The sequence below is a fragment of the Streptomyces sp. NPDC085866 genome, from assembly GCF_044541035.1.
Taxonomy (GTDB): Bacteria; Actinomycetota; Actinomycetes; order Streptomycetales; family Streptomycetaceae; genus Streptomyces.
In genome coordinates, this window is sequence record NZ_JBITSQ010000011.1 from 269,712 (window position 1) to 292,557 (window position 22,846).

The window sequence follows — 22,846 nt, forward strand, 5'->3', positions numbered from 1 at the left end:
CCTTCGGCAACCTTGCCATTAGGCTGACCCCCGTGAAGGTCCTCGTCATCGGTACCGGCGCCCGCGAACACGCCCTGTGCCGCTCCCTGTCCCTCGACCCCGACGTCACCGCGCTCCACTGCGCCCCCGGCAACGCCGGCATCGCCGAGGTCGCCGAGCTGCACCCGGTCGACGCGCTCGACGGCAAGGCCGTGGCCGCGCTGGCCGGGCGGCTCGAAGCCGACCTCGTCGTCGTCGGCCCGGAGGCCCCGCTGGTCGCCGGTGTCGCCGACGCCGTGCGCGAGGCGGGCATCCCGGTGTTCGGCCCCTCCGGGGAGGCCGCGCAGCTCGAGGGGTCCAAGGCCTTCGCCAAGGACGTGATGGCGGAGGCCGGGGTGCCCACGGCCCGGTCGTACGTCTGCACCACGGCGGAGGAGGTCGCCGAGGCCCTCGACGCCTTCGGTGCCCCCTACGTCGTCAAGGACGACGGGCTGGCCGCCGGCAAGGGTGTCGTCGTCACGGACGACCTCGAGGCCGCCAAGGCCCACGCCGCCGGGTGCGTGGGGGCACCTCCCGCGCCTTCCGGGCAGCGGGGGAGAGTCGTCATCGAGGAGTTCCTCGACGGGCCCGAGGTGTCCCTGTTCGCCATCACCGACGGCCGTACCGTCGTGCCGCTCCAGCCCGCGCAGGACTTCAAGCGCGCCCTGGACGGCGACGAGGGCCCGAACACGGGCGGCATGGGCGCGTACTCGCCGCTGCCGTGGGCGGACCCGAAGCTGGTCGAAGAGGTGCTGGAGACGGTGCTGCAGCCGACGGTGGACGAGCTGCGCCGCCGTGGCACGCCCTTCTCGGGTCTGCTCTACGCCGGGCTCGCGATCACCTCGCGCGGCGTCCGGGTCATCGAGTTCAACGCCCGCTTCGGCGACCCCGAGACCCAGGTCGTGCTGGCCCGCCTGAGGACCCCGCTGGCCGGTGTCCTGCTGGCCGCGGCGAACGGCACCCTCGACGACCTGGAGCCCCTGCGCTGGAGCGAGGACGCGGCCGTCACGGTGGTCATCGCCTCGCACAACTACCCCGGCACCCCGCGCACCGGCGACCCCATCACGGGCCTGGACGAGGTGGCCGCCGAGGACGCCCCGCACGCCTACGTCCTGCACGCCGGGACGAAGCGGGAGGGTGACGCGATCGTCAGCGCGGGCGGCCGGGTGCTGTCCGTCACGGCGACCGGCGAGGACCTCGCCGCGGCCCGCGAGCGGGCGTACCGGGCGGTGGCCCGTGTCCGCCTGGACGGTTCGCAGCACCGCACGGACATCGCGGCGAAGGCTGCGGGCGCAAAGGAAGCCGAGTCCGCCGGGGAGTCGGCGGAGGCGTAAAGCCGCCGGTCGCACGCATTCCGTACCCACCCAGGCCCCGGACGAGAATCCGGGGCCTGATCTTTGCTGCCTGTCATCCACCTCTGACCAAAGCCATTCCATCGAGTGAGCAATCGCCCATCCGGCTGACGGAGGCCGAGGCCCCAACTAGGGTGCGGCGCAAGCATTCCGGCACTTGGCCCACCGGCATTGCGATGTCGGTGGCGGGTGCCACAGTGGGGGAGTGAGCAACGCCAGGACAGCTTGGGATCCGCAGGGAGGGGGTGAGGTCCGCTCGTGACCGGAATCGGTGTGGAGGTGGGTGCGCAGGCCGCGCGCTCGCGGGCCCTCGCCGTGCTGCGCATCCGTGGCCGGGCACTGGCCGTGGCCGTGCTGCCGGCGGCCGCCGAGGTGATCCTGCTGACCGGCGGTTCCACCGGCCATTTCGTCGGCCCGGTCTGGTCCGCCGCCCGCTGGGTCGTGGGCGTGCTGGCCGTGGTCGTGCTGCTGGCCGCCGCCGGTATCGCCCTGGTCGTGGCCCGTGCCCGTCCCGCCGTGACCCCCACGGTCCCGATCCCGGAGGACTCCGCCCCGGACCTGTACCGGCTGGTGCGCGACCTCGCCGACCGGCTCGAAGTCCCCGCGCCCTCGGCCATAGCGCTCACCCCGGACTGCGACAGCTGGCTGGAGGACCGCACCCACCCGGCCCACGGCCCGCCCCCGCGACCGGTGCACGACGAGCTGGCGGGCCCCGGCCAGGGATCCGGTTTCGGCGCCCACCGCCGAGCCGTCACCGCCCCGGTCCTCGTCATAGGCTCCCCGTTCCTGTGGTGGATGCGCGTCGGCGAGCTGCGCGCGGTCCTCGCCCCGGTCGTCGCCGGTACGGGCCCCTCCGCGCACCCGGACATAGCCGCCGCCCGCCGCTTCGTGCGCGGTCTGGACGCGGCGGTCGGCGTGGCCTCGACGCCCGGCCGCTGCCCGCTCACCCGGGCCGTGTGCGCGGCCGTCGGCTGGGTCGCCCGGCTGATGCTGCGCGGTTGCCGCGAGCACGCGGCCCTGATGGAGCGCGGGGTCGCGGCGGCGGCGGCCGAGCGCGCGCAGGCCGTGGACTACGGACTGCGGATCGTCGCCCAGGAGCAGGTCGGTCTCGCCTACGCGGGCTGGGACCGGCTGCTGACCCGGGTGGCGCTGCCCGCCTGGCGGATGGGCCGCTGGCCCGCCCGGCTGGACGCGGGCGTCGTGGCCGCGCTCACCGAGCTGTCCCGGCGCGACCGGCTGGCCGAGGGCTTCGCCTCCCGCCTCGGCGAGCGTCCCGCCTGCGACCTCCTGGAGGAGCCGGGCACGGTGGACGAGGCCGCCTCCCTGCTCGCCGCCCGCCTCTTCCACGGCGGCCCGGCCGAGTGCGGCCCGGACTGGGCCCCGGTGGACTGGCAGGCGTACCCGGAGGAGGTCGTCGACCGCACCTGGCGCGCCGACGCGGCCCGCCTGCACCGCGTTCTGGACTCCCTGGGCGTGCGCACCACCGCCGACCCTGCGGCCCCCGAGCCCGCCGGCCCCACCCTGGCCCGCGTCCTGGACCACCTGACCGAGCCAAGCACCCACGACATCCCGCTGGGCGCCGACGGCGAGTACCCCCCACCGGGGCCACCCGCACCCGACGACGGAATCCGCGCGGGCGGTGCGGGTGCGGACCGAATCCCCGCCGGAGGCGAAGCCGAGGCGGACCCGCCCGAGGACACCGACCCCGGCACAGAACGCAGCGCCGCCCTGGCCGCGGTCCTGACCGCCGCGCTGGCCCGCGAGGAGGCCGCCGTGCCGAGAGGCGCGACCGCCGCCGGCCAGGGCCCCGACAGCGCCCTGTGGGACGACGGCGCGCTCCCCCTGTTCCCGTTGCAGCCGCCGCGTACGGCCCGTGACCTGCTCGCCGATCACGTCACGGCGATGGTGTGCTGCGCCGCCGTCGACACGGCCGGGGCGGCCCCCGGTCTCGACTGGCTCGACGGCCCCTCCCTGCTGCTGGGCGGCGAGCGAGCCGCCGACCTCGCCCCCAAGGTGCTCAGCCTGATCGAGGAGGGAGACCCGGGCCCGCTGCGCGACTGGCTGGCCGCGTCCGGGATACGCCTGGAGAAGCCGGTGCGGCTCGTCTGATTCCGGCCAGAACCGAAAGCCGTGGTCTACCCGGCGGCCTGGGCGTTGTAACGGAGAAGCGTCTTCCACTTCAGGTCAATTAGCAACGAATAGTGACCAGACCCATGCGTTATGTGATGTGCTGGGGACCGACCTCGCACATGGCAAGCGCATGCGACATACGACAGCACGACCGAGCACCACACCGCACCACCGTCAGAGCGACACGGGGGCATGAGGGAGGGGAGCGACCATGGCCTCGGACCACATCCGCCGCTGGGAGTCCGGAGCACTCGCGCACGCTGTCACGGACCCCTTCGGCCTGGGCCCGGTCCCCTGGCTGCGCGGCAGTGAGACCTACTTCGACGACACGGGACACGTCGTGCCCTGGTACGTCGACCCGAGCCCGCAGCAGCCGGCCGGGGAGCGGTCTCGCGTCCCCGCGCCGCGCTCGGCCGGCTCCGGCCCCCGCTCGGCCGACGACGTGCACCGGCAGATCAAGGGCTTCGCCTCCACCGGCGCGGTCACGCCCGGCGCGGCGATCGACTTCCACATCACGGTCGACCCGCCCCAGCAGTTCAGCGTGGACATCTACCGCATCGGCCACTACGGCGGCGACGGCGCTGCCAAGATCACCACGAGCCCCCGGCTCTCCGGCATCGTCCAGCCCACGCCGCTGGCCGCCGACCGTACGGTCTCCTGTCACCACTGGTGGCTGTCCTGGCGCCTCCAGGTGCCCTCCCACTGGAGCATCGGCGCCTACGTGGCCGTCCTGACCACCGTCGACGGCTACCGCTCCCACGTGCCGTTCACGGTCCGCGACGACCACCCCGCCGACCTGCTCCTGCTGCTGCCCGACATCACCTGGCAGGCGTACAACCTCTACCCGGAGGACGGCCACACCGGCGCCAGCCTCTACCACGCCTGGGACGAGAAGGGCAGCCTGCTCGGCGAGGCGGACGCGGCCACCACGGTCTCCTTCGACCGCCCGTACGCGGGCGCGGGCCTGCCCCTGCACGTCGGCCACGCCTACGACTTCATCCGTTGGGCCGAGCGCTACGGCTACGACCTCGCCTACGCCGACGCGCGCGACCTGCACGCCGGCCGCGTCGACCCCAGCCGGTACCGGGGCCTGGTCTTCCCCGGTCACGACGAGTACTGGTCGGTGCCGATGCGCCGCGCCGTCGAGGACGCCCGCGACCGCGGCACCTCACTGGTCTTCCTCTCCGCCAACACCATGTACTGGCAGGTGGAGTTGGGCCCCTCCCCGTCCGGCGTCCCCGACCGGCTGCTGACCTGCCGCAAGCGCAAGGGCCCCGGAAAGCCGGTGCTGTGGCGCGAGATCGACCGGCCCGAGCAGCAGCTGGTCGGCATCCAGTACGCGGGCCGGGTCCCCGAGCCGTACCCGCTGATCGTCCGCAACGCGGGCCACTGGCTGTGGGAGGCGACCGGCGCGCACGAGGGCGACGAGATCGAGGGCCTGGTCGCCGGGGAGGCCGACCGCTACTTCCCGCGCACCCCGCTGCCCGAGCACGAGGAGCGCATCCTGCTCGCGCACTCCCCCTACACCGACAACGACGGCGTCCTGCGCCACCAGGAGACCTCCCTCTACCGCGCTCCCTCCGGCGCCTGGGTGTTCGCCTCCGGCACCTTCGCCTGGTCCCCGTCCCTGGACCGCCCGGGCCATGTGGACCCCCGCATCCAGCGGGCCACGGCGAACCTGCTGGACCGCATCTGCAAACGGGACTGAGCCCCGGCGGACCTCCACCGCCCCCCTGGCCGAAACCGATCGCCCCCATAAGGGAGAATCGAGGCACTTGGACAGAACCACGGGGAGGAACCGTGTCCGGATTCGTAGAAAAGCCCGAGCCGATCCAGGTTCCGGGCCTGGTGCACCTGCACACCGGAAAGGTGCGCGAGCTGTACCAGAACGAGGCGGGCGACCTCGTGATGGTCGCCAGCGACCGCATGTCCGCGTACGACTGGGTGCTGCCCACGGAGATCCCCGACAAGGGCCGCGTCCTCACCCAGCTCTCCCTGTGGTGGTTCGACCAGCTGCGCGACCTGGCCCCCAACCACGTGCTGAGCACCGAGCTCCCCGAGGGCGCCCCCGCCGACTGGGCGGGCCGCACGCTGGTCTGCAAGTCCCTGAAGATGGTCCCGGTGGAGTGCGTGGCCCGCGGCTACCTCACCGGCTCGGGCCTGGTCGAGTACGACGAGTCCCGGACCGTCTGCGGCCTGGCCCTCCCCGAAGGCCTGGTCGACGGCTCGGAACTGCCCGGCCCGATCTTCACGCCGGCCACCAAGGCCGAGGTCGGCGAGCACGACGAGAACGTCTCCTACGAGGAGGTCGCCCGCCAGGTCGGCGCCGAGACCGCGGCCCAGCTGCGCCAGGCCACCCTCGCCGTGTACTCCCGCGCCCGGGACATCGCCCGCGACCGGGGGATCATCCTGGCGGACACCAAGTTCGAGTTCGGCTTCGAGGGCGACACGCTCGTCCTCGCCGACGAGGTCCTCACCCCGGACTCGTCCCGCTTCTGGCCGGCCGACCAGTGGCAGCCGGGCCGCGCGCAGCCGTCGTACGACAAGCAGTTCGTCCGCGACTGGCTGACCTCGGCCGAGTCCGGCTGGGACCGCAGGAGCGAGCAGCCCCCGCCGCCGCTGCCGCAGCACGTCGTGGACGCGACCCGGGCGAAGTACGTGGAGGCGTACGAGCGCCTGACGGGCACCGGCTGGGCCTAGGGCCTGACGCGAAAGGCCCCCGGTGAGAACCGGGGGCCTTCGTTGTGGAGCGGACGACGAGGCTCGAACTCGCGACCTCAACCTTGGCAAGGTTGCGCTCTACCAACTGAGCTACGTCCGCATTGCGCCGTGGCGCGAGGCCAACTATACCCAACCTCGGGCGCGTGCGAGACGCACTGCCGCATGGCGGTTCTCCGCACCGAGCTTCGTGACGGCCGAGGAGAGGTAGTTCCGTACGGTTCCCGGCGACAGCGCGGCCCGCTCGGCGATCTCCGCGACCGGCGCGCCGTCGGCCGCCAGCTCCAGCACCTCGGCCTCCCGCGCGGTCAGCGGGGAGTCCCCGGCGGAGATCGCGTCGGCGGCCAACTCCGGGTCGACGTAACGGTTTCCCGCGTGCACGGTCCGGATGATCTCGGCGAGCCGCAGGGCGCTCACCGTCTTCGGGACGAACCCCCGCACACCGGCCGCGAGCGCCCGCTTCAGGTGCCCGGGCCGACCGTGACCGGTGACGATCAGTACCTGGCAGCCGGGCAGTTCGGCGCGCAGAGATGTGGCGACCTTCACACCGTCGGCGCCCGGCATCTGGAGATCGAGCACGGCCACGTCGGGTTCGTGTGCCCGCGCCATCGCCAGCGCCTCCGGCCCGCTCGCCGCCTCCGCGACGACGATCAGGTCGTCCTCCAGTGAGAGCAGGGCGGCCAGCGCGCCCCGGATCAGATGCTCGTCGTCGGCGAGCAACAGCCGTACCGGGCTGCTCATGAGGCGACTCCGCTCACTTCCTGTTTCACCGGTACCTCGGCCACCAGCCGGAACCGGTCCTTGCCGACGAGCCCGGCCTCCAGCGTCCCGTCCACGGCGGCCAGCCGTTCCCGCAGCCCGGCGAGTCCCGAGCCGCCGCTGCCAGTTGGATCCGCCGCCCCGTCGTTCTCCACCGTCAGCACCACACGCCCCTCCCGCACCTGCAGCCTCAGCGCACACCGCCCCGCGTCCCCGTGCCGCAGCACGTTGGTGGCCGCCTCGCGCACCACCCAGCCGAGCGCGGACTGCACCTCGGCGGGCAGTCCGTCGGCCTCGGCGCGTACCTCGCAGACGATCCCGGCGGCCGTCAACACGCCCTGCGCCCCGGCGAGTTCGACCAGAAGATCGGCCTCTCGGTAACCGCGTACGACGTCCCGCACCTCCCGCTGCGACTCCTGGGCGATGCGCTGCACCTCGATCATCTGCTCCACGGCCTCCGGCCGCCCGCGCCGGGCGAGTTGTACGGCCAGCTCGCTCTTCAGCGAGATGACGGAGAGGTTCCGCCCCAGCACGTCGTGCAGGTCCCGGCCGAAGCGCAGCCGTTCCTCGGCGACGGCGAGCCGGGCCTCGATCTCCCGGGCGCGTTCCGCCTCCCACAGCACGGCGAGGGTCCAGGCGCCGCAGCGGCCCGCGAGCAGTGCGAAGACCGCCTGGAAGACGATGATCGCGGCGGTCGCCACCAGGCCGACGCCGTCGCGGTCGGCGAGCCCGACGGCAGCCGTGAGCAGGACCGTGAACACCGCCGACCGGCGCAGGAACACCCCGACCGGGACCGTGAGCCCGTAGAGCAGCGCGAACGGCAGCAGCAGGCCGCCGATCGAGAACCGGATCGCCATCGGGGGGGCCGCGTCCAGCCCGGCGAGCGCCACGAGCAGCGCCAGGGCCAGCCCCAGCAGGACGGCCGGGGTGCGGTACGTGCCGGCCGGCAGCTCGGCGCGCCCGAGGTAGTGGTCGAGCGCGGTCCTGGTGAGCTTGTTCGAGAGGGCGCACTGCAGGATCCCCAAGAGGGCGACCAGGGCGCCGAGGACGACCGCCACGGGCCGGAGGGCGAGACCGCCGACCAGCGGCAGCAGCAGCCAGCAGGCCATCATGAACCAGACCGTGCAGTACCAGGTGAGGACGCTGTACAGCTCGACCCGCTCGGCCTTGCTCCGCTCTCCCCAGTGCCGCTGCTGCCACCGCCGTATCCGCCCGACCATGTGTGCCCCCGTGCTCAGCGCCGCGGCTCCCACCGGAACCACCGCCGTACAGCAAACACCGCCACGACGGTCCAGGCCAGCGCGGTCGCCACGGCGCCCAGCACCTGGTACGCGCTCAACTGGCCGGTCCAGCCCGCGCGGACCAGCCGGATCGCGGGGGACAGCGGAAGGAGTTCGCAGACGGAGGCGAGCCGGTCGGGCAGTACCTCGGTCGGGATCGCGATGCCGGAGCCGATCATCGAGAAGAGCACCAGCGGCAGCGCGGTGACCTGTCCGCTCTCCACGCTTCGGGTGAAGGTCGCGGTGAGCGCGGCCAGCGCGGCGCTCAGCACGAGCCCCGCCACCAGCCCCAGCAGGGTCAGGTACGGCGCCTTGGGGGCTCCGGTGTGCAGCAGCACCGCGCAGCCCGCGCACAGCAGCAGGGCCTGGGCGAGGCCGAGGCCGACGGCCGGCAGGGCGGTGCCGGTGAGGATCTCGGCGTCGGAGAGTTCGCCGGTGCGCAGCCGCTTGAGGACGAGTTCCTCGCGGCGGGCGACGTAGGCGTTGACCAGGGAGGTGTAGACGGCGAAGAGGAAGGAGAAGCCGACCGCGGCCGTCATCATCACCGCGCCGATGGAAAGCCCTTCCTTCTTCAGGTCTATCTGGTCGAGGGCCGGACGCACGCTGAACGGCAGCGCGAGCGGCATGACGAGCGCGGTGAGGACGACGCCGCGGTTGCGGCCGAGAAGGGCGAGTTCGGCGCGGGCGAGCGCCCGCAGCCGCCGGCCCGCCGGTGCCCAGACGGGGGTGCTCATGCCATGACCTCCTGCTCCTGCGCGATCCCGAGGAACGCCTCCTCCAGCGAGGCCGAGCGCACATCGAGCCGGCGCAGCTCGACCCCGGCCCGCTCGGCCCAGGCCAGCACCCCGGTGGCGGTTCGCTGCAGCTCCCGGGTGCGCAGCCGTACGAGGCGGCCGTCGCTCTCGTGCCCGCAGACGCCGAGGTCGGCGAGGGGCGGCAGATCGCCGAGGAAGTAGCCGTCGGGCAGCTCGAAGGACATCCGGGAGGGCCGGCCCGCGGTGACCTCGGCCGGGGTTCCGGAGGTGGCGATGCGCCCCTCGTGCAGGATGGCGAGCCGGTCGGCGAGGCCCTCCGCCTCCTCCAGGTAGTGCGTGGTGAGCAGCACGGTCGTGCCCGCCGCCCGCAGCCCGCGCACCAACTCCCAGGTGTCCCGGCGGCCTTCGGCGTCGAGCCCGGTCGTCGGCTCGTCCAGGAACAGCACTTCGGGGTCGCCGAGCAGGGCGAGCGCCAGGTCCAGCCGCCGCCGCTCGCCACCGGACAGCTGCTTGACCCGTACGTCGGCCTTCCGGGCCAGCCCGACCAGCTCCAGCACCTCCGCCTCGGTTCGCGCCCCGCTGGTGCAGCCCGCCCACATCCGGGCGGTCTCGGCGATGGTCAGGTCGGAGGGGAAGCCGCCCTCCTGGAGCATCACCCCGGTCCGCGGGCGTACGGCGGCCCGCTCCCGGTAGGGGTCGTGGCCGAGGACGCGGACCTGGCCGCCGGCCGGTGCCGCGAGGCCTTCCAGCAGTTCGACCGTCGACGTCTTGCCCGCGCCGTTGGTGCCCAGCAGGGCGAAGATCTCCCCGCGTGCCACGGAGAAGGTGATTCCGCGTACGGCCTCGAACCCGCCCCCGTAGACACGCCTGAGGTCGGTGACCTCGATCACGTGCTCGTGTCCGTTGGTGTTCATGCCTTCAGCGTCCCGGCGTGCGGGCCGGAAGAGCAGTGCGCGGTGTCATCACCCGGCATGACAAATGTCAGACGGTGCAGGGCACACGAAAAGACCCCGGTCCAAATGGACCGGGGTCTCATTCCCGAGCGGACGACGAGGCTCGAACTCGCGACCTCAACCTTGGCAAGGTTGCGCTCTACCAACTGAGCTACGTCCGCACTGCTCCCGACCGGCTCCCACCGATCGGTGCGAGCACCAGCCTACCTGATCCACATGAGTGGTCGTGACGGCCGGTGCCAGAGCGGGTGACAGGAATCGCACACTGCGCCTTCCCCCTGGAAGGGGGATGTTCTACTACTGAACTACACCCGCACGGTCCGTGGGATCCGGCCTTTCGGCCTCGCCCCTCGGCGTGTCCCAGACATTAGCTGATCAGCAGGGGGGTAGCGCAAGTCGGTTCCCGGCGCGGCCAAGTGCACGGTCCTCAGGGCTCGCTGACGAACCCTGAGGACCGCCCCTTCGCGGGCTTCACTGCGCGGCGCTGAACGCCTCGTAGACCTTCTTCGGGATGCGTCCGCGCGCCGGCACGTCCATCTTGTTCGCCTGGGCCCAGGCCCGGACGGCCGCCGGGTCGGGAGCGACCTCCGTCTGCTTGTACGCCTTGCCGGAGCGCGAGCGCTTGCGGCCGGCCTCCACGTAGGGCGCGAGCGCCTTGCGCAGTTTCTTGGCGTTGGTTTCGTTCAGGTCGATCTCGTACGACTTGCCGTCGAGTCCGAAGGCGATCGTTTCCGCCGCTTCCGAGCCGTCGATGTCGTCAAAGAGAGTGACCACGACCTTTTGCGCCACGAATATCGGTCCCTTCGTGCGGCACGTCGATACAGCTCATCGGCGATGACGTGCCGAGTATCGGCTATTGCCAATTCATTTGTACAGTGCCCGGCATTGCAAAGTGAAGCCCGACTAAATCCGTCAGCGTGTCCCAGTGCAATAGGCGTCGTGGCGGACCCGTGGAACTTTCCCAGAACTTTTCGCGAGAGCGCCCGCCTGTCACCCGATCGTGATGCGCCTCACGTAGTTTCCTACAACTCTACCCGCGTAGAAATTTTGTGCGGGTAGTCTGAAGGAACCTGCTCAGCACCACACACCGGGAGTGCCAGTGGCACGCGTCGTAGTCGACGTCATGCTCAAGCCGGAGATCCTCGACCCCCAGGGCCAGGCGGTCCAGCGTGCGCTGCCGCGCCTGGGTTTCGAAGGGATCTCGGACGTACGTCAGGGAAAGCGTTTCGAACTGGAAGTTGACGGGCCGGTTGACGAGGCCGCGCTCGCCCGCATCCACGATCTTGCGGAATCCTTCCTCGCCAACACCGTGATCGAGGACTTCACCGTCAAGGTGGAGGAAGTCGCGGAGGCCGCGAAGTGACCGCTCGTATTGGCGTCGTCACTTTCCCGGGGAGTCTCGACGACCGGGACACCCAGCGCGCGATCCGCCTCGCGGGCGCCGAACCGGTCGCTCTCTGGCACAAGGACAAGGACCTCAAGCAGGTCGACGCCGTGGTGCTGCCCGGCGGTTTCTCCTACGGCGACTATCTGCGGGCCGGTGCCATCTCCCGGTTCTCGCCGGTTATGGAGTCCGTCATCGAGCAGGCGAAGGCCGGACTTCCGGTCCTCGGCATCTGCAACGGCTTCCAGGTCCTCACGGAGGCCCACCTTCTTCCGGGCGCGATGCTCGGCAACGACCACCTCCACTTCATCTGCCGCGACCAGAAGCTGCGGGTGGAGAACGCGGGGACGGCCTGGACCAGCGACTACCGCGAGGGCCAGGAGATCCACATCCCGCTGAAGAACATGGACGGCCGGTACGTCGCCGACGAGTACACGCTCGACAAGCTGGAGGCGGAGGGCCGGGTCGTCTTCCGGTACCTCGTCCGCGGCGAAGCCGCTGATGGATACGGCAACCCGAACGGCTCGCTGCGGGACATCGCCGGCATCACCAACGAGGCCGGGAACGTCGTCGGCCTCATGCCGCACCCCGAGCACGCCGTCGAGCCGCTGATCGGTACGGGCCGTACCGACGGCCTCCCGTTCTTCACCTCGATCCTCAAGAAGCTGGTCAACGCATGAGCCGGACGCCTCTGGACACGGTCGAGCACGCGGCCGCGACCCCCGACGTCGAGCTGCCCTGGGCCGAACTCGGTCTGAAGAAGGACGAGTACGAGCGGGTCGTGGAGATCCTGGGCCGCCGCCCCACCGGCGCCGAGCTCGCCATGTACTCGGTCATGTGGTCCGAGCACTGCTCGTACAAGTCGTCGAAGGTGCATCTGCGCCAGTTCGGCGAGAAGGCCCCGCAGTCCGACGCGCTGCTCGTGGGCATCGGCGAGAACGCCGGTGTCGTCGACGTCGGCCAGGGCTACGCGGTCACCTTCAAGGTCGAGTCGCACAACCACCCGTCCTACGTCGAGCCCTACCAGGGCGCGGCCACGGGTGTCGGCGGCATCGTGCGCGACATCATCGCGATGGGCGCGCGTCCGGTGGCCGTGGTCGACCCGCTGCGCTTCGGCGCGGCCGACCACCCCGACACCAAGCGCGTCCTGCCGGGCGTCGTCGCCGGCATCGGCGGCTACGGCAACTGCCTGGGTCTGCCCAACATCGGCGGCGAGGTCGTCTTCGACGCCTGCTACCAGGGCAACCCGCTGGTCAACGCGGGTGCCATCGGTGTGATGCGGCACGAGGACATCCACCTCGCCAAGGCCTCCGGCGCGGGCAACAAGGTCATCCTGTACGGGGCCCGGACCGGCGGCGACGGCATCGGCGGCGCCTCGATCCTGGCCTCCGAGACCTTCGACGACGCCAAGCCCTCGAAGCGCCCGGCGGTCCAGGTCGGCGACCCCTTCCAGGAGAAGCTCCTCATCGAGTGCACCCTGGAGGCCTTCCGGGAGAAGCTGGTCGTCGGCATCCAGGACCTCGGTGCGGCGGGCCTGTCCTGCGCCACGTCCGAGCTGGCCTCCAACGGCTCCGGCGGCATGCGCGTGACCCTGGACGACGTACCGCTGCGCGACTCGACTCTCTCGCCCGAGGAGATCCTCATGAGCGAGTCGCAGGAGCGCATGTGCGCGGTGGTCGAGCCGGCGAAGGTCGACCGCTTCCTGGAGATCTGCGCCAAGTGGGACGTCATCGCCACGGTGATCGGCGAGGTCACCGACGGCGACCGTCTTGAGATCTACTGGCACGGCGGCAAGATCGTCGACGTCGACCCGCGGACCGTGGCCCACGAGGGCCCGGTGTACGAGCGCCCGTACGCCCGCCCGTCCTGGCAGGACGAGCTGCAGGCCGACGACGCGAACAAGCTCGCGCGGCCGCAGACCGCCGAGGAGCTGAAGGACCAGGTCCTGAAGCTGGTGGGCTCGCCCAACCAGGCGTCCAAGAAGTGGATCACCTCGCAGTACGACCACTTCGTGCAGGGCAACACGGTGCTGGCCCAGCCCGAGGACTCGGGCATGATCCGCGTCGACGAGGAGACCGGCCTCGGCGTCGCCATCGCGACGGACGGCAACGGCCGCTACGCCAAGCTCGACCCGTACACGGGTGCCCAGCTGGCGCTGGCGGAGGCCTACCGGAACGTGGCGACGACCGGTGCCAAGCCGCTCGCCGTCTCGGACTGCCTGAACTTCGGCTCGCCCGAGGACCCGGCGGTCATGTGGCAGTTCGCGGAGGCCGTGCGCGGTCTCGCCGACGCCTGCCAGCAGCTGGGCACACCGGTGACCGGCGGCAACGTCTCCCTCTACAACCAGACGGGCGAGGCGGCCATCCACCCGACCCCGGTGGTGGCCGTGCTGGGCGTCATCGACGACGTCGCCCGCCGCACGCCGGTCGCCTTCCAGGAGGAGGGCCAGCTCATCTACCTCCTCGGCGACACCCGGGAGGAGTTCGGCGGCTCGGCCTGGTCCCAGGTGGTCCACGACCACCTCGGCGGCCTGCCCCCGCGGGTCGACCTGGAGCGTGAGCGCCTGCTGGCCGAGATCCTGATCTCCGCCTCCCGCGACGGCATGATCGACTCCGCGCACGATCTGTCCGACGGCGGTCTGGTCCAGGCGGTCGTGGAGTCGGCGCTGCTCGGCGGCAAGGGCGCGCGTCTGGTCGTACCGGACGGGCTCGACGCCTTCACCTTCCTGTTCTCCGAGTCGGCCGGGCGTGCGATCGTCGCGGTGCCGCGCTCGGAGGAGGTCCGCTTCAACGACATGTGCGGTGCCCGGGGTCTCCCGGTCGCCCGCATCGGTGTCGTGGACGGCACTGCGGCCGATTCCGATGCAGTGGTCGAGATCCAGGGCGAGTTCGCGCTGACCCTGGCCGAGCTGCGCGAGGCGCACGAGGGCACGATCGAGGCGCTGCTCGCCTAGGCGATGGCACGACGAGGGCCCGCCCGGATCCGTCCGGGCGGGCCTTTCGCCGTCCGCGGCGCGCCGCGCGGTCACCGTGGGAGGCCGGCGCCGATCGTCCGCCGCTGACTCACGAGGCCCGAGTGCCGTGCCGGGCGTCCGCGGCGCCGGACGGGACCTGGCCCTCGGCGCGGAGCCCGCGGGCCGTGCCCGTCTCCGGCAGCGCGACCGGAGCCTGCGCCGGCCGGGACCGCGGCAGGCGCAGCGCCAGCACCAGGCACAGGGCCATCACCGCGGCCCCGCACAGGAACACCGAGTCCATCGCGGAGACGTACGCGGCCACTCCCCGGGCGTGTGCGGTACCCCGCAGCGCCGCGAGCGAGCCGATGTCGCCGGGGCCGTCGTACAGGCGGCCCAGGAGGGTGCCGAAGAGGGCGGCGCCGAGGGCCGTGCCGAGGGTCTGGAAGAAGCGGATCGCGGTGGTGGCCACGCCGAGCTGGTGGCGGGGCGCCGCGTCCTGCACCAGCTGGATCAACTGGCCGAGCAGCTGGCCGAAGCCGATGCCGACGAGCAGCAGGGCGGCACACAGCTGCCACAGCGAGGTGTTCGTGCCGGTGGTGGCGAGAAGCAGGAAGGCGGCCGCTGTGACCACGGACCCGCTGATCACGAAGGTCCGCTCGGACCAGTCGCGTTCGGTGAGCCGGCCGGTGACGACGCCGACCGCCATGATCCCGGCCGCCATCGGGATGAGGAACAGCCCGGCGGAGGAGCTGGCGATGCCACGGGCGACCTGGAGGTAGACCAGGACGTAGTACATCGCGCCGGTCATGGCCATACCCATCAGCCCCTGGATCGCGAAGCCCAGGCGCAGCTCGGGAACGCGGAACAGCGAGGGCGGCAGGATCGGTTCGGCGGCGGTGGACTGGCGGTGCAGGAAGAGGGCGAGCGCGGCTGCCGAGGCCAGGCCCAGGGTGAGGATCTGCGGCGAGGCCCAGGCGTACTGCTTGCCGCCCCACTCGGTGACCAGCAGCAGCGTGGTGGAGAACGCGGCGGCGAGGGCCGCGCCGGGGAAGTCGATGGCGCGGCTGTGCGTGTCGCGCGGGAGCCTGAGGACCACGACCGCGGTGGCGAGGGCCGCGACACCGAGCGGCAGGTTGATGTAGAAGGCCCAGCGCCAGCTCGCGTGGTCGGCGAGGAAGCCGCCGAGCCAGGGGCCGACGGCCATGCCGCCGCCGGCGACGATCCCGCCGGTGCCCGCGCCCTTGTTCTTCTTCTCGCCGGGCCCCTTCAGCTGTGCGATCACCACCATCGTGACGCTCATCAGCCCGCCCGCCCCGACTCCCTGCACGGCCCGGGAGGCGATCAGCCAGCCGATCGAGGGGGCCGCGCCGCACAGCGCCGAGCCGGTCAGGAAGGCGCCCAGGGCGCCGAGGAAGACCCGCTTGGCACCGAGCACGTCGCACAGCCGGCCGTACAGGGGCAGCACCGCGGCCGACGCCAGCGAGAAGGCGCTGACCAGCCACGGGATCTTGTCGATGCCGTGCTCCGGATCGAGGTCCCGGACGATCGGCACGGTCGCCGCGGACACGATCTGTATATCCAGGACGGCGAGAACGATCGTGACGAGGCAGACGAGGAAGCCGATCTTGCGCTGGGTTTCGGTCATGGGCATCACCATGCCGTGGCTTTGTGGACCCAGTCAATATTTCGGCTGAGGCTAAGCTTCATCTCGGCATAAATTTCATCGCGGTAAGGTGTCCGCATGGCTGAGGCGATGGGGCTGCGCGAGCGCAAGAAGCTGCAGACGGCGATGCGGATCTACCAGGTCGCGATCGGTCTGTTCGTCGAGCGGGGCTTCGACAACGTCTCCGTACAGGAGATCGCCGACGCCGCCGAGGTCTCCAAGATGACCGTCTTCAACTACTTCGGCACCAAGGAGGACCTGGTCTTCCGGCCGATGGAGGAGCACTTCGGCGACACGGCCCGGGCCGTGCGCGAGCGGCAGCCGGGCGAGTCCGCCGTGGCCGCCGTCCGCCGGCAGTTCCTGGAGATGGTGGAGAGCCGCGACCCCTCGGTCGGGCTGAACCCCGAGCCGTTCGCCCGCCAGGTGCGCGAACTCGTCAGGGAGACCCCGGTGCTGATGGAGCGTGCCTTCGTCGCCGCGCAGAAGGGCACCCGGGAGCTGGCCGCCCTGCTGGCCGCCGAGACCGGCGACCTGATGCAGGCCACGATCGCGGCCGCCACGCTCAGCGCCGCCCGCAACGCCCTGATCGAGGAGCACCACCGTCGGATCGCCGAGGGCGAGAGCGCCGACCAGGTCGCCGCCGACGCCGCCGAGCGCGTCCGCGTCGCCTTCGCCCTGGTCGAGAACGGCCTGAAGGACTACGCCGTGAAGCAGTAGACCGCCCTCGTGAGAAGAGCCGGAGGGCCTGCGCGGTGAGCCGAAAACCGGCTGAAGCAGCGCCCTCCGCAGGCATAGGCTCACCGCCATGCCACCGGCCAAGAAGCGCGCCCGCAGCTACGACCCCGCCAAGACCCGCGCCGCGGTCCTCGCCCAGCTCGGCAACGTACGGGAGGCCGTACGCGGTCTCACCCCCGAGCAGCTCGCCCTGCCCACCCGGCTCGGCGACTGGACCGTACGGGAGCTGGTCGCGCACATCGGCATGGCCGTCACGGCCGTGCACCGGTCCCTGGACCTGCCGGCCCCGCCGAAGCAGGACGTCCAGGTGGTCGAGTGGCCCTTCGCCACCGCCGCCAACTCCGCCGCGATCGCCGACTTCACCCGGAACCTCGCCGCCGAGCACCCCGACCTCGACGCCTACCTCGCCGACGTCGACCGGAGCCTGCGCGCCCTGCTCGACGCCCATCCCGGCAGCCGGCTCCTGCGGACCAACGCGGGTGCGCTGCCCCTGGACGACTACCTGGTCACCCGGACCGTCGAGCTCGTCGTCCACACCGACGACCTCAACGCCGCCGTCCCCGGCCTGGAGGTGCCGTACGACCGCCAGGCCCTGGCCGCCGCCACCCGGCTCCTCGCCGACGCCCTCGCCGTGAAGGCGCCCGGCGGCTCCACCGAGGTGCGCGTGCCGCCGTACGCCGTCGTGCAGTGCGTCGAGGGGCCCCGGCACACCCGCGGCACCCCGCCCAACGTCGTGGAGACCGGCCCGCTGACCTGGATCCGGCTCGCCACCGGCCGCGTGGCCTGGACGGACGCCGTCGAGGAGGCCGAGGTGAGCGCGAGCGGGGAGCGCGCGGACCTCGGGGACCTGCTGCCGCTCATGTCGTGACGGAACCGGCGGCCCGGGCGGGCCGTCGAATCCGTATGAACCGGTACGAGCGACTGAACCGGCACGACCGACCGAACCGGTACAAGCAGCGCATGACCCTGACGGCGGCCGCCGTGCTCGTCCCGCTCACGCTGGCCTGCGGCAGCAGCCGGGGTGGGCAGGCGGACAGCGGCGCGCCCGGCGTACGGCAGCCCGTGACCGGCGTCGACTGGCGGGTGGACAGCCTCACCGCCGAAAGCACCACCTTGCAGGCGCCCGCCACGGCCCGCATCCGGATCCGCGCGGACGGCCTGGCGGCCGGCAACCTCGGCTGCAACCAGTTCGGCGCCCGGGCCACCGTACGCGGCGACCGGATCACGATCGGGGACGTGCGCGCCACCAAGATGGCCTGCGCCCCGGAGCGGATGGACTTCGAGCGCGCCTTCGCCCGCACCCTCACCACCGGCACGCTCACCGCCCGGGCCGACGACGGGAAGCTGACGCTGACGGACGGCGACGGCGACGTCGTCCGGCTCAGCCGCGGCGCACCAGAATGATGTGCGACACCTCACTCATGCATACGGCGATCGGGCCCCGGGTCGCCGCCCACAGGGCCGCCGCCGGCCGCTCAGGCCGCCCCGGCGCCTTGCTGACCTGCGGAAACGAAGAAACCACCAAGGTGATCGGCAAGCCCTGACCCGTTAACGCCGTGTATCCCCAATTCGGACCAGTGGTCGACCTCGCCTACACTCGGTGCCGTGCCACGTGGTGACGGTCGACTCAATCACGATCTGCTTCCCGGCGAAAAAGGCCCCCAGGACGCTTGCGGCGTCTTCGGTGTCTGGGCTCCGGGTGAAGAGGTCGCAAAGCTCACGTACTTCGGGCTCTACGCCCTCCAGCACCGGGGTCAGGAATCCGCGGGAATCGCGGTCAGCAACGGCTCCCAGATCCTCGTCTTCAAGGACATGGGCCTGGTGTCCCAGGTCTTCGACGAGACCTCTCTCGGTTCGCTCCAGGGTCATATCGCGGTCGGACACGCCCGCTACTCGACCACCGGTGCCTCCGTGTGGGAGAACGCCCAGCCGACGTTCCGTGCCACCGCGCACGGCTCGATCGCGCTCGGCCACAACGGCAACCTGGTCAACACGGCGCAGCTCGCCGAGATGGTCGCCGAACTCCCGAACGACAACAACAGCCGCTCCACCCGGGTCGCGGCCACCAACGACACCGACCTGCTGACGGCCCTGCTGGCCGCCCAGGTCGACGAGGACGGCAAGCCGCTGACCATCGAGGAGGCCGCCCACACGGTCCTCCCGAAGGTCCGGGGCGCCTTCTCCCTCGTCTTCATGGACGAGCACACCCTCTACGCCGCCCGTGACCCGCAGGGCATCCGCCCGCTGGTCCTCGGCCGGCTGGAGCGCGGCTGGGTGGTCGCCTCCGAGAGCGCCGCCCTGGACATCTGCGGTGCCAGCTTCGTCCGCGAGATCGAACCGGGCGAGTTCGTCGCCATCGACGAGAACGGTCTGCGCACCTCCCGCTTCGCGGAAGCGAAGCCCAAGGGCTGTGTCTTCGAGTACGTGTACCTGGCCCGCCCGGACACCGACATCGCCGGCCGGAACGTGTATCTCTCCCGGGTCGAGATGGGCCGCCGCCTGGCCAAGGAGGCCCCGGTCGAGGCCGACCTGGTCATAGCGACCCCGGAGTCCGGCACCCCGGCCGCCATCGGCTACGCGGAGGCCTCCGGCATCCCCTTCGGCGCCGGTCTGGTCAAGAACGCCTACGTGGGCCGCACCTTCATCCAGCCCTCGCAGACCATCCGCCAGCTGGGCATCCGCCTGAAGCTGAACCCGCTGAAGGAAGTCATCAAGGGCAAGCGCCTGGTCGTGGTCGACGACTCGATCGTGCGCGGCAACACCCAGCGGGCCCTGGTCCGCATGCTGCGCGAGGCCGGCGCCGCCGAGGTCCACATCCGGATCTCCTCGCCGCCCGTGAAGTGGCCCTGCTTCTTCGGCATCGACTTCGCCACCCGCGCCGAGCTGATCGCCAACGGCATGACCATCGAGGAGATCGGCACCTCGCTCGGCGCCGACTCGCTGGCGTACATCTCCATCGACGGCATGATCGAGGCGACCACCATCGCCAAGCCGAACCTGTGCCGCGCCTGCTTCGACGGCGAGTACCCGATGGAGCTGCCGGACCCGGAGCTGCTCGGCAAGCAGCTGCTGGAGACCGAGCTGGCCGCAGGTCCGGCCGCCACGGCCGCGGCCGACGCGATCCGTCGCCCGTAAGCCCCCGTAGGACGACACGAAAGTTCTCAAGGTCATGTCAGCTGAGTTTGATCAGCGTGCCCCGCACGCGGGCAGTGGTGCCAGCTACGCGAGCGCGGGCGTCGACATCGAGGCGGGCGACCGCGCCGTAGAGCTGATGAAGGAGTGGGTGAAGAAGACCCAGCGCCCCGAGGTCCTGGGCGGCCTCGGCGGTTTCGCCGGGCTCTTCGACGCCTCCGCCCTCAAGCGCTACGAGCGCCCGCTGCTCGCCTCCGCCACGGACGGCGTCGGGACGAAGGTCGACGTCGCGCGCCGGATGGGTGTCTACGACACCATCGGCCACGACCTGGTCGCCATGGTCATGGACGACATCGTGGTGTGCGGTGCCGAGCCGCTGTTCATGACCGACTACATCTGTGTCGGCAAGGTCCACCCCGAGCGGGTCGCCGCGATCGTCAAGGGCATCGCGGAGGGCTGTGTGCTGGCCGGCTGCGCCCTGGTGGGCGGCGAGACGGCCGAGCACCCCGGTCTGCTGGGCGAGGACGACTTCGACGTCGCCGGCGCCGGTACGGGCGTCGTGGAGGCCGACCGGCTGCTGGGCGCGGATCGTATCCGTACGGGTGACACCGTGATCGCCATGGCGTCCTCCGGGCTTCACTCGAACGGGTACTCCCTGGTCCGTCACGTCCTGCTGGACCGCGCGGGCCTGGCCCTGGAGTCGGAGATCGCGGAGCTGGGCCGCACGCTCGGCGAGGAGCTGCTGGAGCCCACCAAGATCTACTCGCTGGACTGCCTGGCGCTGACCCGCACCACCGAGGTGCACGCGTTCAGCCACATCACCGGCGGCGGGCTCGCGGCCAACCTGGCCCGGGTGATCCCGGACGAGCTGCACGCGACCGTCGACCGGGCCACCTGGACCCCGGGCGCGATCTTCGACCTGGTCGGCAGGACCGGGAACGTCGAGCGCCTGGAGCTGGAGAAGACCCTGAACATGGGCGTCGGCATGATCGCGATCGTGCCCCAGGCGTCCACGGACGTGGCCCTCGCGACCCTGGCCGACCGCGGGGTCGACGCGTGGGTCGCGGGCGAGATCACCGACCGGGGCGACAAGGAGACCGGCGCGGAGCTGGTCGGGGACTACGCCGTCTGAGCCTGCGGGTAGCACAGAACCCGGTCGGTGGCTGTGCCACCGACCGGGTGAGTGCTCAATGCAAGGTCAAGCGCCGCGACGGTGTTGTGAGGGACCTTCGTCCTCGTCCTCGTCGTCGTCCTCATAGAGGTCGGCGTACCGAGAGTAAAGATCGTCCTCGTCATGCTCATCGTCCTCGAACGGCTCGCCGTTCGGCGGCTGGCTCGAAGTCGATGCGCCCAGTTCATTGGCCAGACGTGACAGGTCAGTCCCACCGCTGTTGTACTTCAGCTGGCGGGCGACCTTTGTCTGCTTGGCCTTGGCCCGGCCGCGCCCCATGGCTCGACCCCCTCGGTGACGGGGCTTGACGGCCCCAGAGTCTGACACGCGTTCATGATCCGGAACGGACCCTCCGCAGAGAGGCCGGTCCGTAGGGCTTCCACGGTACCTGAGCCCGCGCCCATACGGTACGTCGCCCGCAGCACGCGCGTGTGCCCAGGACCCTCGAGGCGCCCTGTCCTCGCTGGTCAGTGGCGATTTTAACCACTTATCGGGGTACGACCCGCCGGTGGAAGTGAGAGTTCTCTCGAAGTTCCCGCCGGCGGGTACCGCTCAAGCGTGCGATCGGACACCCGATCGCGGCCGTCAGCGTGCCGCGCGGGCCTCGGCCATGCGCTGCTCGGCGATCCGGTCGGCCGCGGCGGCCGGCGGAATCCCGTCCTCCTTCGCACGTGCGAAGATGGCCAGCGTGGTGTCGAAGATCTTCGCCGCCTTCGCCTTGCACCGCTCGAAGTCGAACCCGTGCAGCTCGTCGGCCACCTGGATCACGCCACCGGCGTTCACCACGTAGTCCGGCGCGTAGAGGATCCCGCGGTCGGCGAGGTCCTTCTCCACGCCCGGGTGGGCGAGCTGGTTGTTGGCGGCACCGCACACCACCTGGGCGGTCAGCACCGGCACGGTGTCGTCGTTCAGGGCGCCGCCCAGGGCGCAGGGGGCGTAGATGTCGAGGCCCTCGACGCGGATGAGCGCGTCGGTGTCCGCGACCACCTGCACGGTCGGGTGCTGGTCGGAGATCCGCCCGACGGCCTCCCGCCGTACGTCCGTGATGACGACCTCGGCGCCCTCGTCGAGCAGGTGCCGGACCAGGTGGTGGCCCACCTTGCCGACGCCCGCGATGCCGACCTTGCGGCCGCGCAGCGACGGGTCGCCCCACAGGTGCTGGGCGGAGGCGCGCATGCCCTGGTAGACGCCGAAAGCGGTGAGCACCGAGGAGTCGCCGGCGCCGCCGCTCTCGGGCGAGCGGCCGGTGGTCCAGCGGCACTCGCGGGCCACGACGTCCATGTCGGCGACGTAGGTGCCGACGTCGCACGCGGTGACGTAGCGCCCGCCGAGGGAGGCGACCATGCGGCCGTAGGCGAGCAGCAGTTCCTCGGTCTTGTCGCGCTCCGGGTCGCCGATGATCACGGCCTTGCCGCCGCCGTGGTCCAGGCCGGCCATGGCGTTCTTGTACGACATGCCGCGCGCGAGGTTGAGGGCGTCGGCGACGGCCTCTGCCTCGGTCGCGTAGGGGTAGAAGCGCGTTCCGCCGAGGGCGGGGCCCAGGGCGGTGGAGTGGATGGCGATCACGGCCTTGAGACCGCTGGCGCGGTCCTGGCAGAGCACGACCTGCTCATGGCCGCCCTGGTCCGAGTGGAACAGGGTGTGCAGGACATCAGCAGATGCGCCGGTTACGTCGGTCACTGTGGTGACTCCTGTGTAAATAGCGGCGAGTGGGGCTCAGCTCCCGTGCGGGTGGCGGGTGCTGTGGCATGAGCGTAGAGCCTGTGCCCACCAGCCATCCTCGCAGTGTTCAGGATCACTCTGCCGTGCCTTTGGTGCACGCATGACCGTGGGACGATTTGCA

The 22,846-nt window shown here is 71.5% G+C and carries 20 protein-coding genes and 3 tRNA genes; 12 read left to right on the forward strand and 11 right to left on the reverse strand.

The features are described from left to right. The first annotated feature begins 32 nt into the window (after positions 1–32). The 4 genes from purD to ACIF83_RS28465 all read left to right on the forward strand — a co-directional run bounded on the left by purD (position 33) and on the right by ACIF83_RS28465 (position 6,200). Positions 33–1,352, forward strand: coding sequence for a phosphoribosylamine--glycine ligase (purD, locus tag ACIF83_RS28450; RefSeq protein WP_398140610.1), 1,320 nt, complete (start codon positions 33–35; stop codon positions 1,350–1,352). Between the two features lie 276 nt (positions 1,353–1,628). Then, on the forward strand, positions 1,629–3,479 hold the full coding sequence (locus tag ACIF83_RS28455) for a hypothetical protein (RefSeq protein WP_399731086.1): 1,851 nt from the start codon (positions 1,629–1,631) through the stop codon (positions 3,477–3,479). A gap of 232 nt (positions 3,480–3,711) precedes the next feature. Next, positions 3,712–5,208 carry a N,N-dimethylformamidase beta subunit family domain-containing protein gene (locus ACIF83_RS28460; protein WP_399731089.1) on the forward strand — a complete coding sequence of 499 codons (1,497 nt, stop codon included), beginning with the start codon at positions 3,712–3,714 and terminating at the stop codon, positions 5,206–5,208. A gap of 92 nt (positions 5,209–5,300) precedes the next feature. After that, the gene (locus ACIF83_RS28465; protein WP_393474340.1) at positions 5,301–6,200 is read left to right on the forward strand and encodes a phosphoribosylaminoimidazolesuccinocarboxamide synthase; all 900 of its coding nucleotides are present in this window, start codon (positions 5,301–5,303) and stop codon (positions 6,198–6,200) included. Between the two features lie 45 nt (positions 6,201–6,245). Here the strand turns inward: ACIF83_RS28465 and ACIF83_RS28470 are convergent. The 8 genes from ACIF83_RS28470 to ACIF83_RS28505 all read right to left on the reverse strand — a co-directional run bounded on the left by ACIF83_RS28470 (position 6,246) and on the right by ACIF83_RS28505 (position 10,754). Next, positions 6,246–6,321: transfer RNA gene (locus ACIF83_RS28470), tRNA-Gly, on the reverse strand. 23 nt (positions 6,322–6,344) lie between these two features. After that, a complete protein-coding gene (locus ACIF83_RS28475; RefSeq protein ID WP_393474337.1) occupies positions 6,345–6,959 on the reverse strand; it encodes a response regulator in 615 nt (204 codons plus the stop codon). Next, a complete protein-coding gene (locus ACIF83_RS28480) occupies positions 6,956–8,197 on the reverse strand; it encodes a sensor histidine kinase (RefSeq protein WP_399731092.1) in 1,242 nt (413 codons plus the stop codon). Before ACIF83_RS28480 ends, ACIF83_RS28475 begins: the two co-directional genes overlap by 4 nt. Before the next feature lie 14 nt (positions 8,198–8,211). Next, positions 8,212–8,991, reverse strand: coding sequence for an ABC transporter permease (locus tag ACIF83_RS28485; protein ID WP_399731095.1), 780 nt, complete (start codon positions 8,989–8,991; stop codon positions 8,212–8,214). After that, on the reverse strand, positions 8,988–9,926 hold the full coding sequence (locus ACIF83_RS28490) for an ABC transporter ATP-binding protein (RefSeq protein ID WP_393474328.1): 939 nt from the start codon (positions 9,924–9,926) through the stop codon (positions 8,988–8,990). Before ACIF83_RS28490 ends, ACIF83_RS28485 begins: the two co-directional genes overlap by 4 nt. Positions 9,927–10,053: 127 nt before the next feature. Next, a tRNA-Gly gene (locus ACIF83_RS28495) sits at positions 10,054–10,126 on the reverse strand. A gap of 82 nt (positions 10,127–10,208) precedes the next feature. Further along, positions 10,209–10,280 (reverse strand) — tRNA-Gly (locus ACIF83_RS28500). A 156-nt stretch (positions 10,281–10,436) separates the two neighbouring features. After that, complete coding sequence (locus ACIF83_RS28505; protein ID WP_031164632.1) at positions 10,437–10,754, reverse strand: Lsr2 family protein; 318 nt, start codon at positions 10,752–10,754, stop codon at positions 10,437–10,439. Positions 10,755–11,064: 310 nt separating this feature from the next. On the opposite strand from ACIF83_RS28505, the gene purS reads away from it, so the two are divergent. Genes purS through purL form a run of 3 tightly spaced genes read left to right on the forward strand, consistent with a single transcriptional unit; the run spans position 11,065 to position 14,302 of the window. Continuing rightward, positions 11,065–11,328, forward strand: a complete 264-nt coding sequence (purS, locus tag ACIF83_RS28510) for a phosphoribosylformylglycinamidine synthase subunit PurS (protein ID WP_015659417.1) — start codon at positions 11,065–11,067, stop codon at positions 11,326–11,328. Then, on the forward strand, positions 11,325–12,029 hold the full coding sequence (purQ, locus tag ACIF83_RS28515) for a phosphoribosylformylglycinamidine synthase subunit PurQ (RefSeq protein WP_393474325.1): 705 nt from the start codon (positions 11,325–11,327) through the stop codon (positions 12,027–12,029). Before purS ends, purQ begins: the two co-directional genes overlap by 4 nt. Then, positions 12,026–14,302, forward strand: a complete 2,277-nt coding sequence (gene purL / locus ACIF83_RS28520; RefSeq protein WP_393474322.1) for a phosphoribosylformylglycinamidine synthase subunit PurL — start codon at positions 12,026–12,028, stop codon at positions 14,300–14,302. The genes purQ and purL overlap by 4 nt, the downstream gene beginning before the upstream one ends. 109 nt (positions 14,303–14,411) lie before the next feature. Here purL and ACIF83_RS28525 read toward each other — a convergent pair whose 3' ends face one another. After that, complete coding sequence (locus ACIF83_RS28525; RefSeq protein WP_393474319.1) at positions 14,412–15,947, reverse strand: MFS transporter; 1,536 nt, start codon at positions 15,945–15,947, stop codon at positions 14,412–14,414. 96 nt (positions 15,948–16,043) lie between these two features. Here ACIF83_RS28525 and ACIF83_RS28530 point away from each other — a divergent pair, with 96 nt between their 5' ends. The 5 genes from ACIF83_RS28530 to purM all read left to right on the forward strand — a co-directional run bounded on the left by ACIF83_RS28530 (position 16,044) and on the right by purM (position 20,964). Further along, entirely contained in the window at positions 16,044–16,682 is a 639-nt protein-coding gene (locus ACIF83_RS28530; protein ID WP_393474317.1) for a TetR/AcrR family transcriptional regulator, read from the forward strand. An 88-nt stretch (positions 16,683–16,770) separates the two neighbouring features. Then, a complete protein-coding gene (locus tag ACIF83_RS28535) occupies positions 16,771–17,568 on the forward strand; it encodes a sterol carrier family protein (RefSeq protein ID WP_393474314.1) in 798 nt (265 codons plus the stop codon). Between the two features lie 92 nt (positions 17,569–17,660). Continuing rightward, positions 17,661–18,104 (forward strand): META domain-containing protein, encoded by a 444-nt coding sequence (locus tag ACIF83_RS28540; RefSeq protein ID WP_399731102.1) that lies wholly within the window; start codon positions 17,661–17,663, stop codon positions 18,102–18,104. A gap of 201 nt (positions 18,105–18,305) precedes the next feature. Then, entirely contained in the window at positions 18,306–19,835 is a 1,530-nt protein-coding gene (gene purF / locus ACIF83_RS28545; protein ID WP_386580405.1) for an amidophosphoribosyltransferase, read from the forward strand. 34 nt (positions 19,836–19,869) lie between these two features. Further along, positions 19,870–20,964 carry a phosphoribosylformylglycinamidine cyclo-ligase gene (gene purM, locus ACIF83_RS28550; protein ID WP_398140617.1) on the forward strand — a complete coding sequence of 365 codons (1,095 nt, stop codon included), beginning with the start codon at positions 19,870–19,872 and terminating at the stop codon, positions 20,962–20,964. Positions 20,965–21,030: 66 nt separating this feature from the next. Here the strand turns inward: purM and ACIF83_RS28555 are convergent, their stop codons facing one another. After that, complete coding sequence (locus ACIF83_RS28555; RefSeq protein ID WP_393474305.1) at positions 21,031–21,282, reverse strand: DUF3073 domain-containing protein; 252 nt, start codon at positions 21,280–21,282, stop codon at positions 21,031–21,033. A 306-nt stretch (positions 21,283–21,588) separates the two neighbouring features. Then, positions 21,589–22,683: a Leu/Phe/Val dehydrogenase gene (locus tag ACIF83_RS28560; RefSeq protein ID WP_393474302.1), complete on the reverse strand. Its 1,095-nt coding sequence runs from the start codon at positions 22,681–22,683 to the stop codon at positions 21,589–21,591. Positions 22,684–22,846: the final 163 nt, after the last annotated feature.

Excerpts from the sequence above, each read along its gene's own strand:
- ACIF83_RS28525 (WP_393474319.1), bottom strand. The coding sequence starts at position 15,947 with ATGACCGAAACCCAGCGCAAGATCGGCTTCCTCGTCTGCCTCGTCACG.
- ACIF83_RS28480 (WP_399731092.1), bottom strand. The coding sequence starts at position 8,197 with ATGGTCGGGCGGATACGGCGGTGGCAGCAGCGGCACTGGGGAGAGCGG.
- ACIF83_RS28535 (WP_393474314.1), top strand. The coding sequence starts at position 16,771 with ATGCCACCGGCCAAGAAGCGCGCCCGCAGCTACGACCCCGCCAAGACC.
- ACIF83_RS28555 (WP_393474305.1), bottom strand. The coding sequence starts at position 21,282 with ATGGGGCGCGGCCGGGCCAAGGCCAAGCAGACAAAGGTCGCCCGCCAG.
- ACIF83_RS28460 (WP_399731089.1), top strand. The coding sequence starts at position 3,712 with ATGGCCTCGGACCACATCCGCCGCTGGGAGTCCGGAGCACTCGCGCAC.
- ACIF83_RS28540 (WP_399731102.1), top strand. The coding sequence starts at position 17,661 with ATGACCCTGACGGCGGCCGCCGTGCTCGTCCCGCTCACGCTGGCCTGC.
- purL (WP_393474322.1), top strand. The coding sequence starts at position 12,026 with ATGAGCCGGACGCCTCTGGACACGGTCGAGCACGCGGCCGCGACCCCC.
- ACIF83_RS28485 (WP_399731095.1), bottom strand. The coding sequence starts at position 8,991 with ATGAGCACCCCCGTCTGGGCACCGGCGGGCCGGCGGCTGCGGGCGCTC.
- ACIF83_RS28490 (WP_393474328.1), bottom strand. The coding sequence starts at position 9,926 with ATGAACACCAACGGACACGAGCACGTGATCGAGGTCACCGACCTCAGG.
- ACIF83_RS28530 (WP_393474317.1), top strand. The coding sequence starts at position 16,044 with ATGGCTGAGGCGATGGGGCTGCGCGAGCGCAAGAAGCTGCAGACGGCG.
- purM (WP_398140617.1), top strand. The coding sequence starts at position 19,870 with ATGTCAGCTGAGTTTGATCAGCGTGCCCCGCACGCGGGCAGTGGTGCC.
- ACIF83_RS28475 (WP_393474337.1), bottom strand. The coding sequence starts at position 6,959 with ATGAGCAGCCCGGTACGGCTGTTGCTCGCCGACGACGAGCATCTGATC.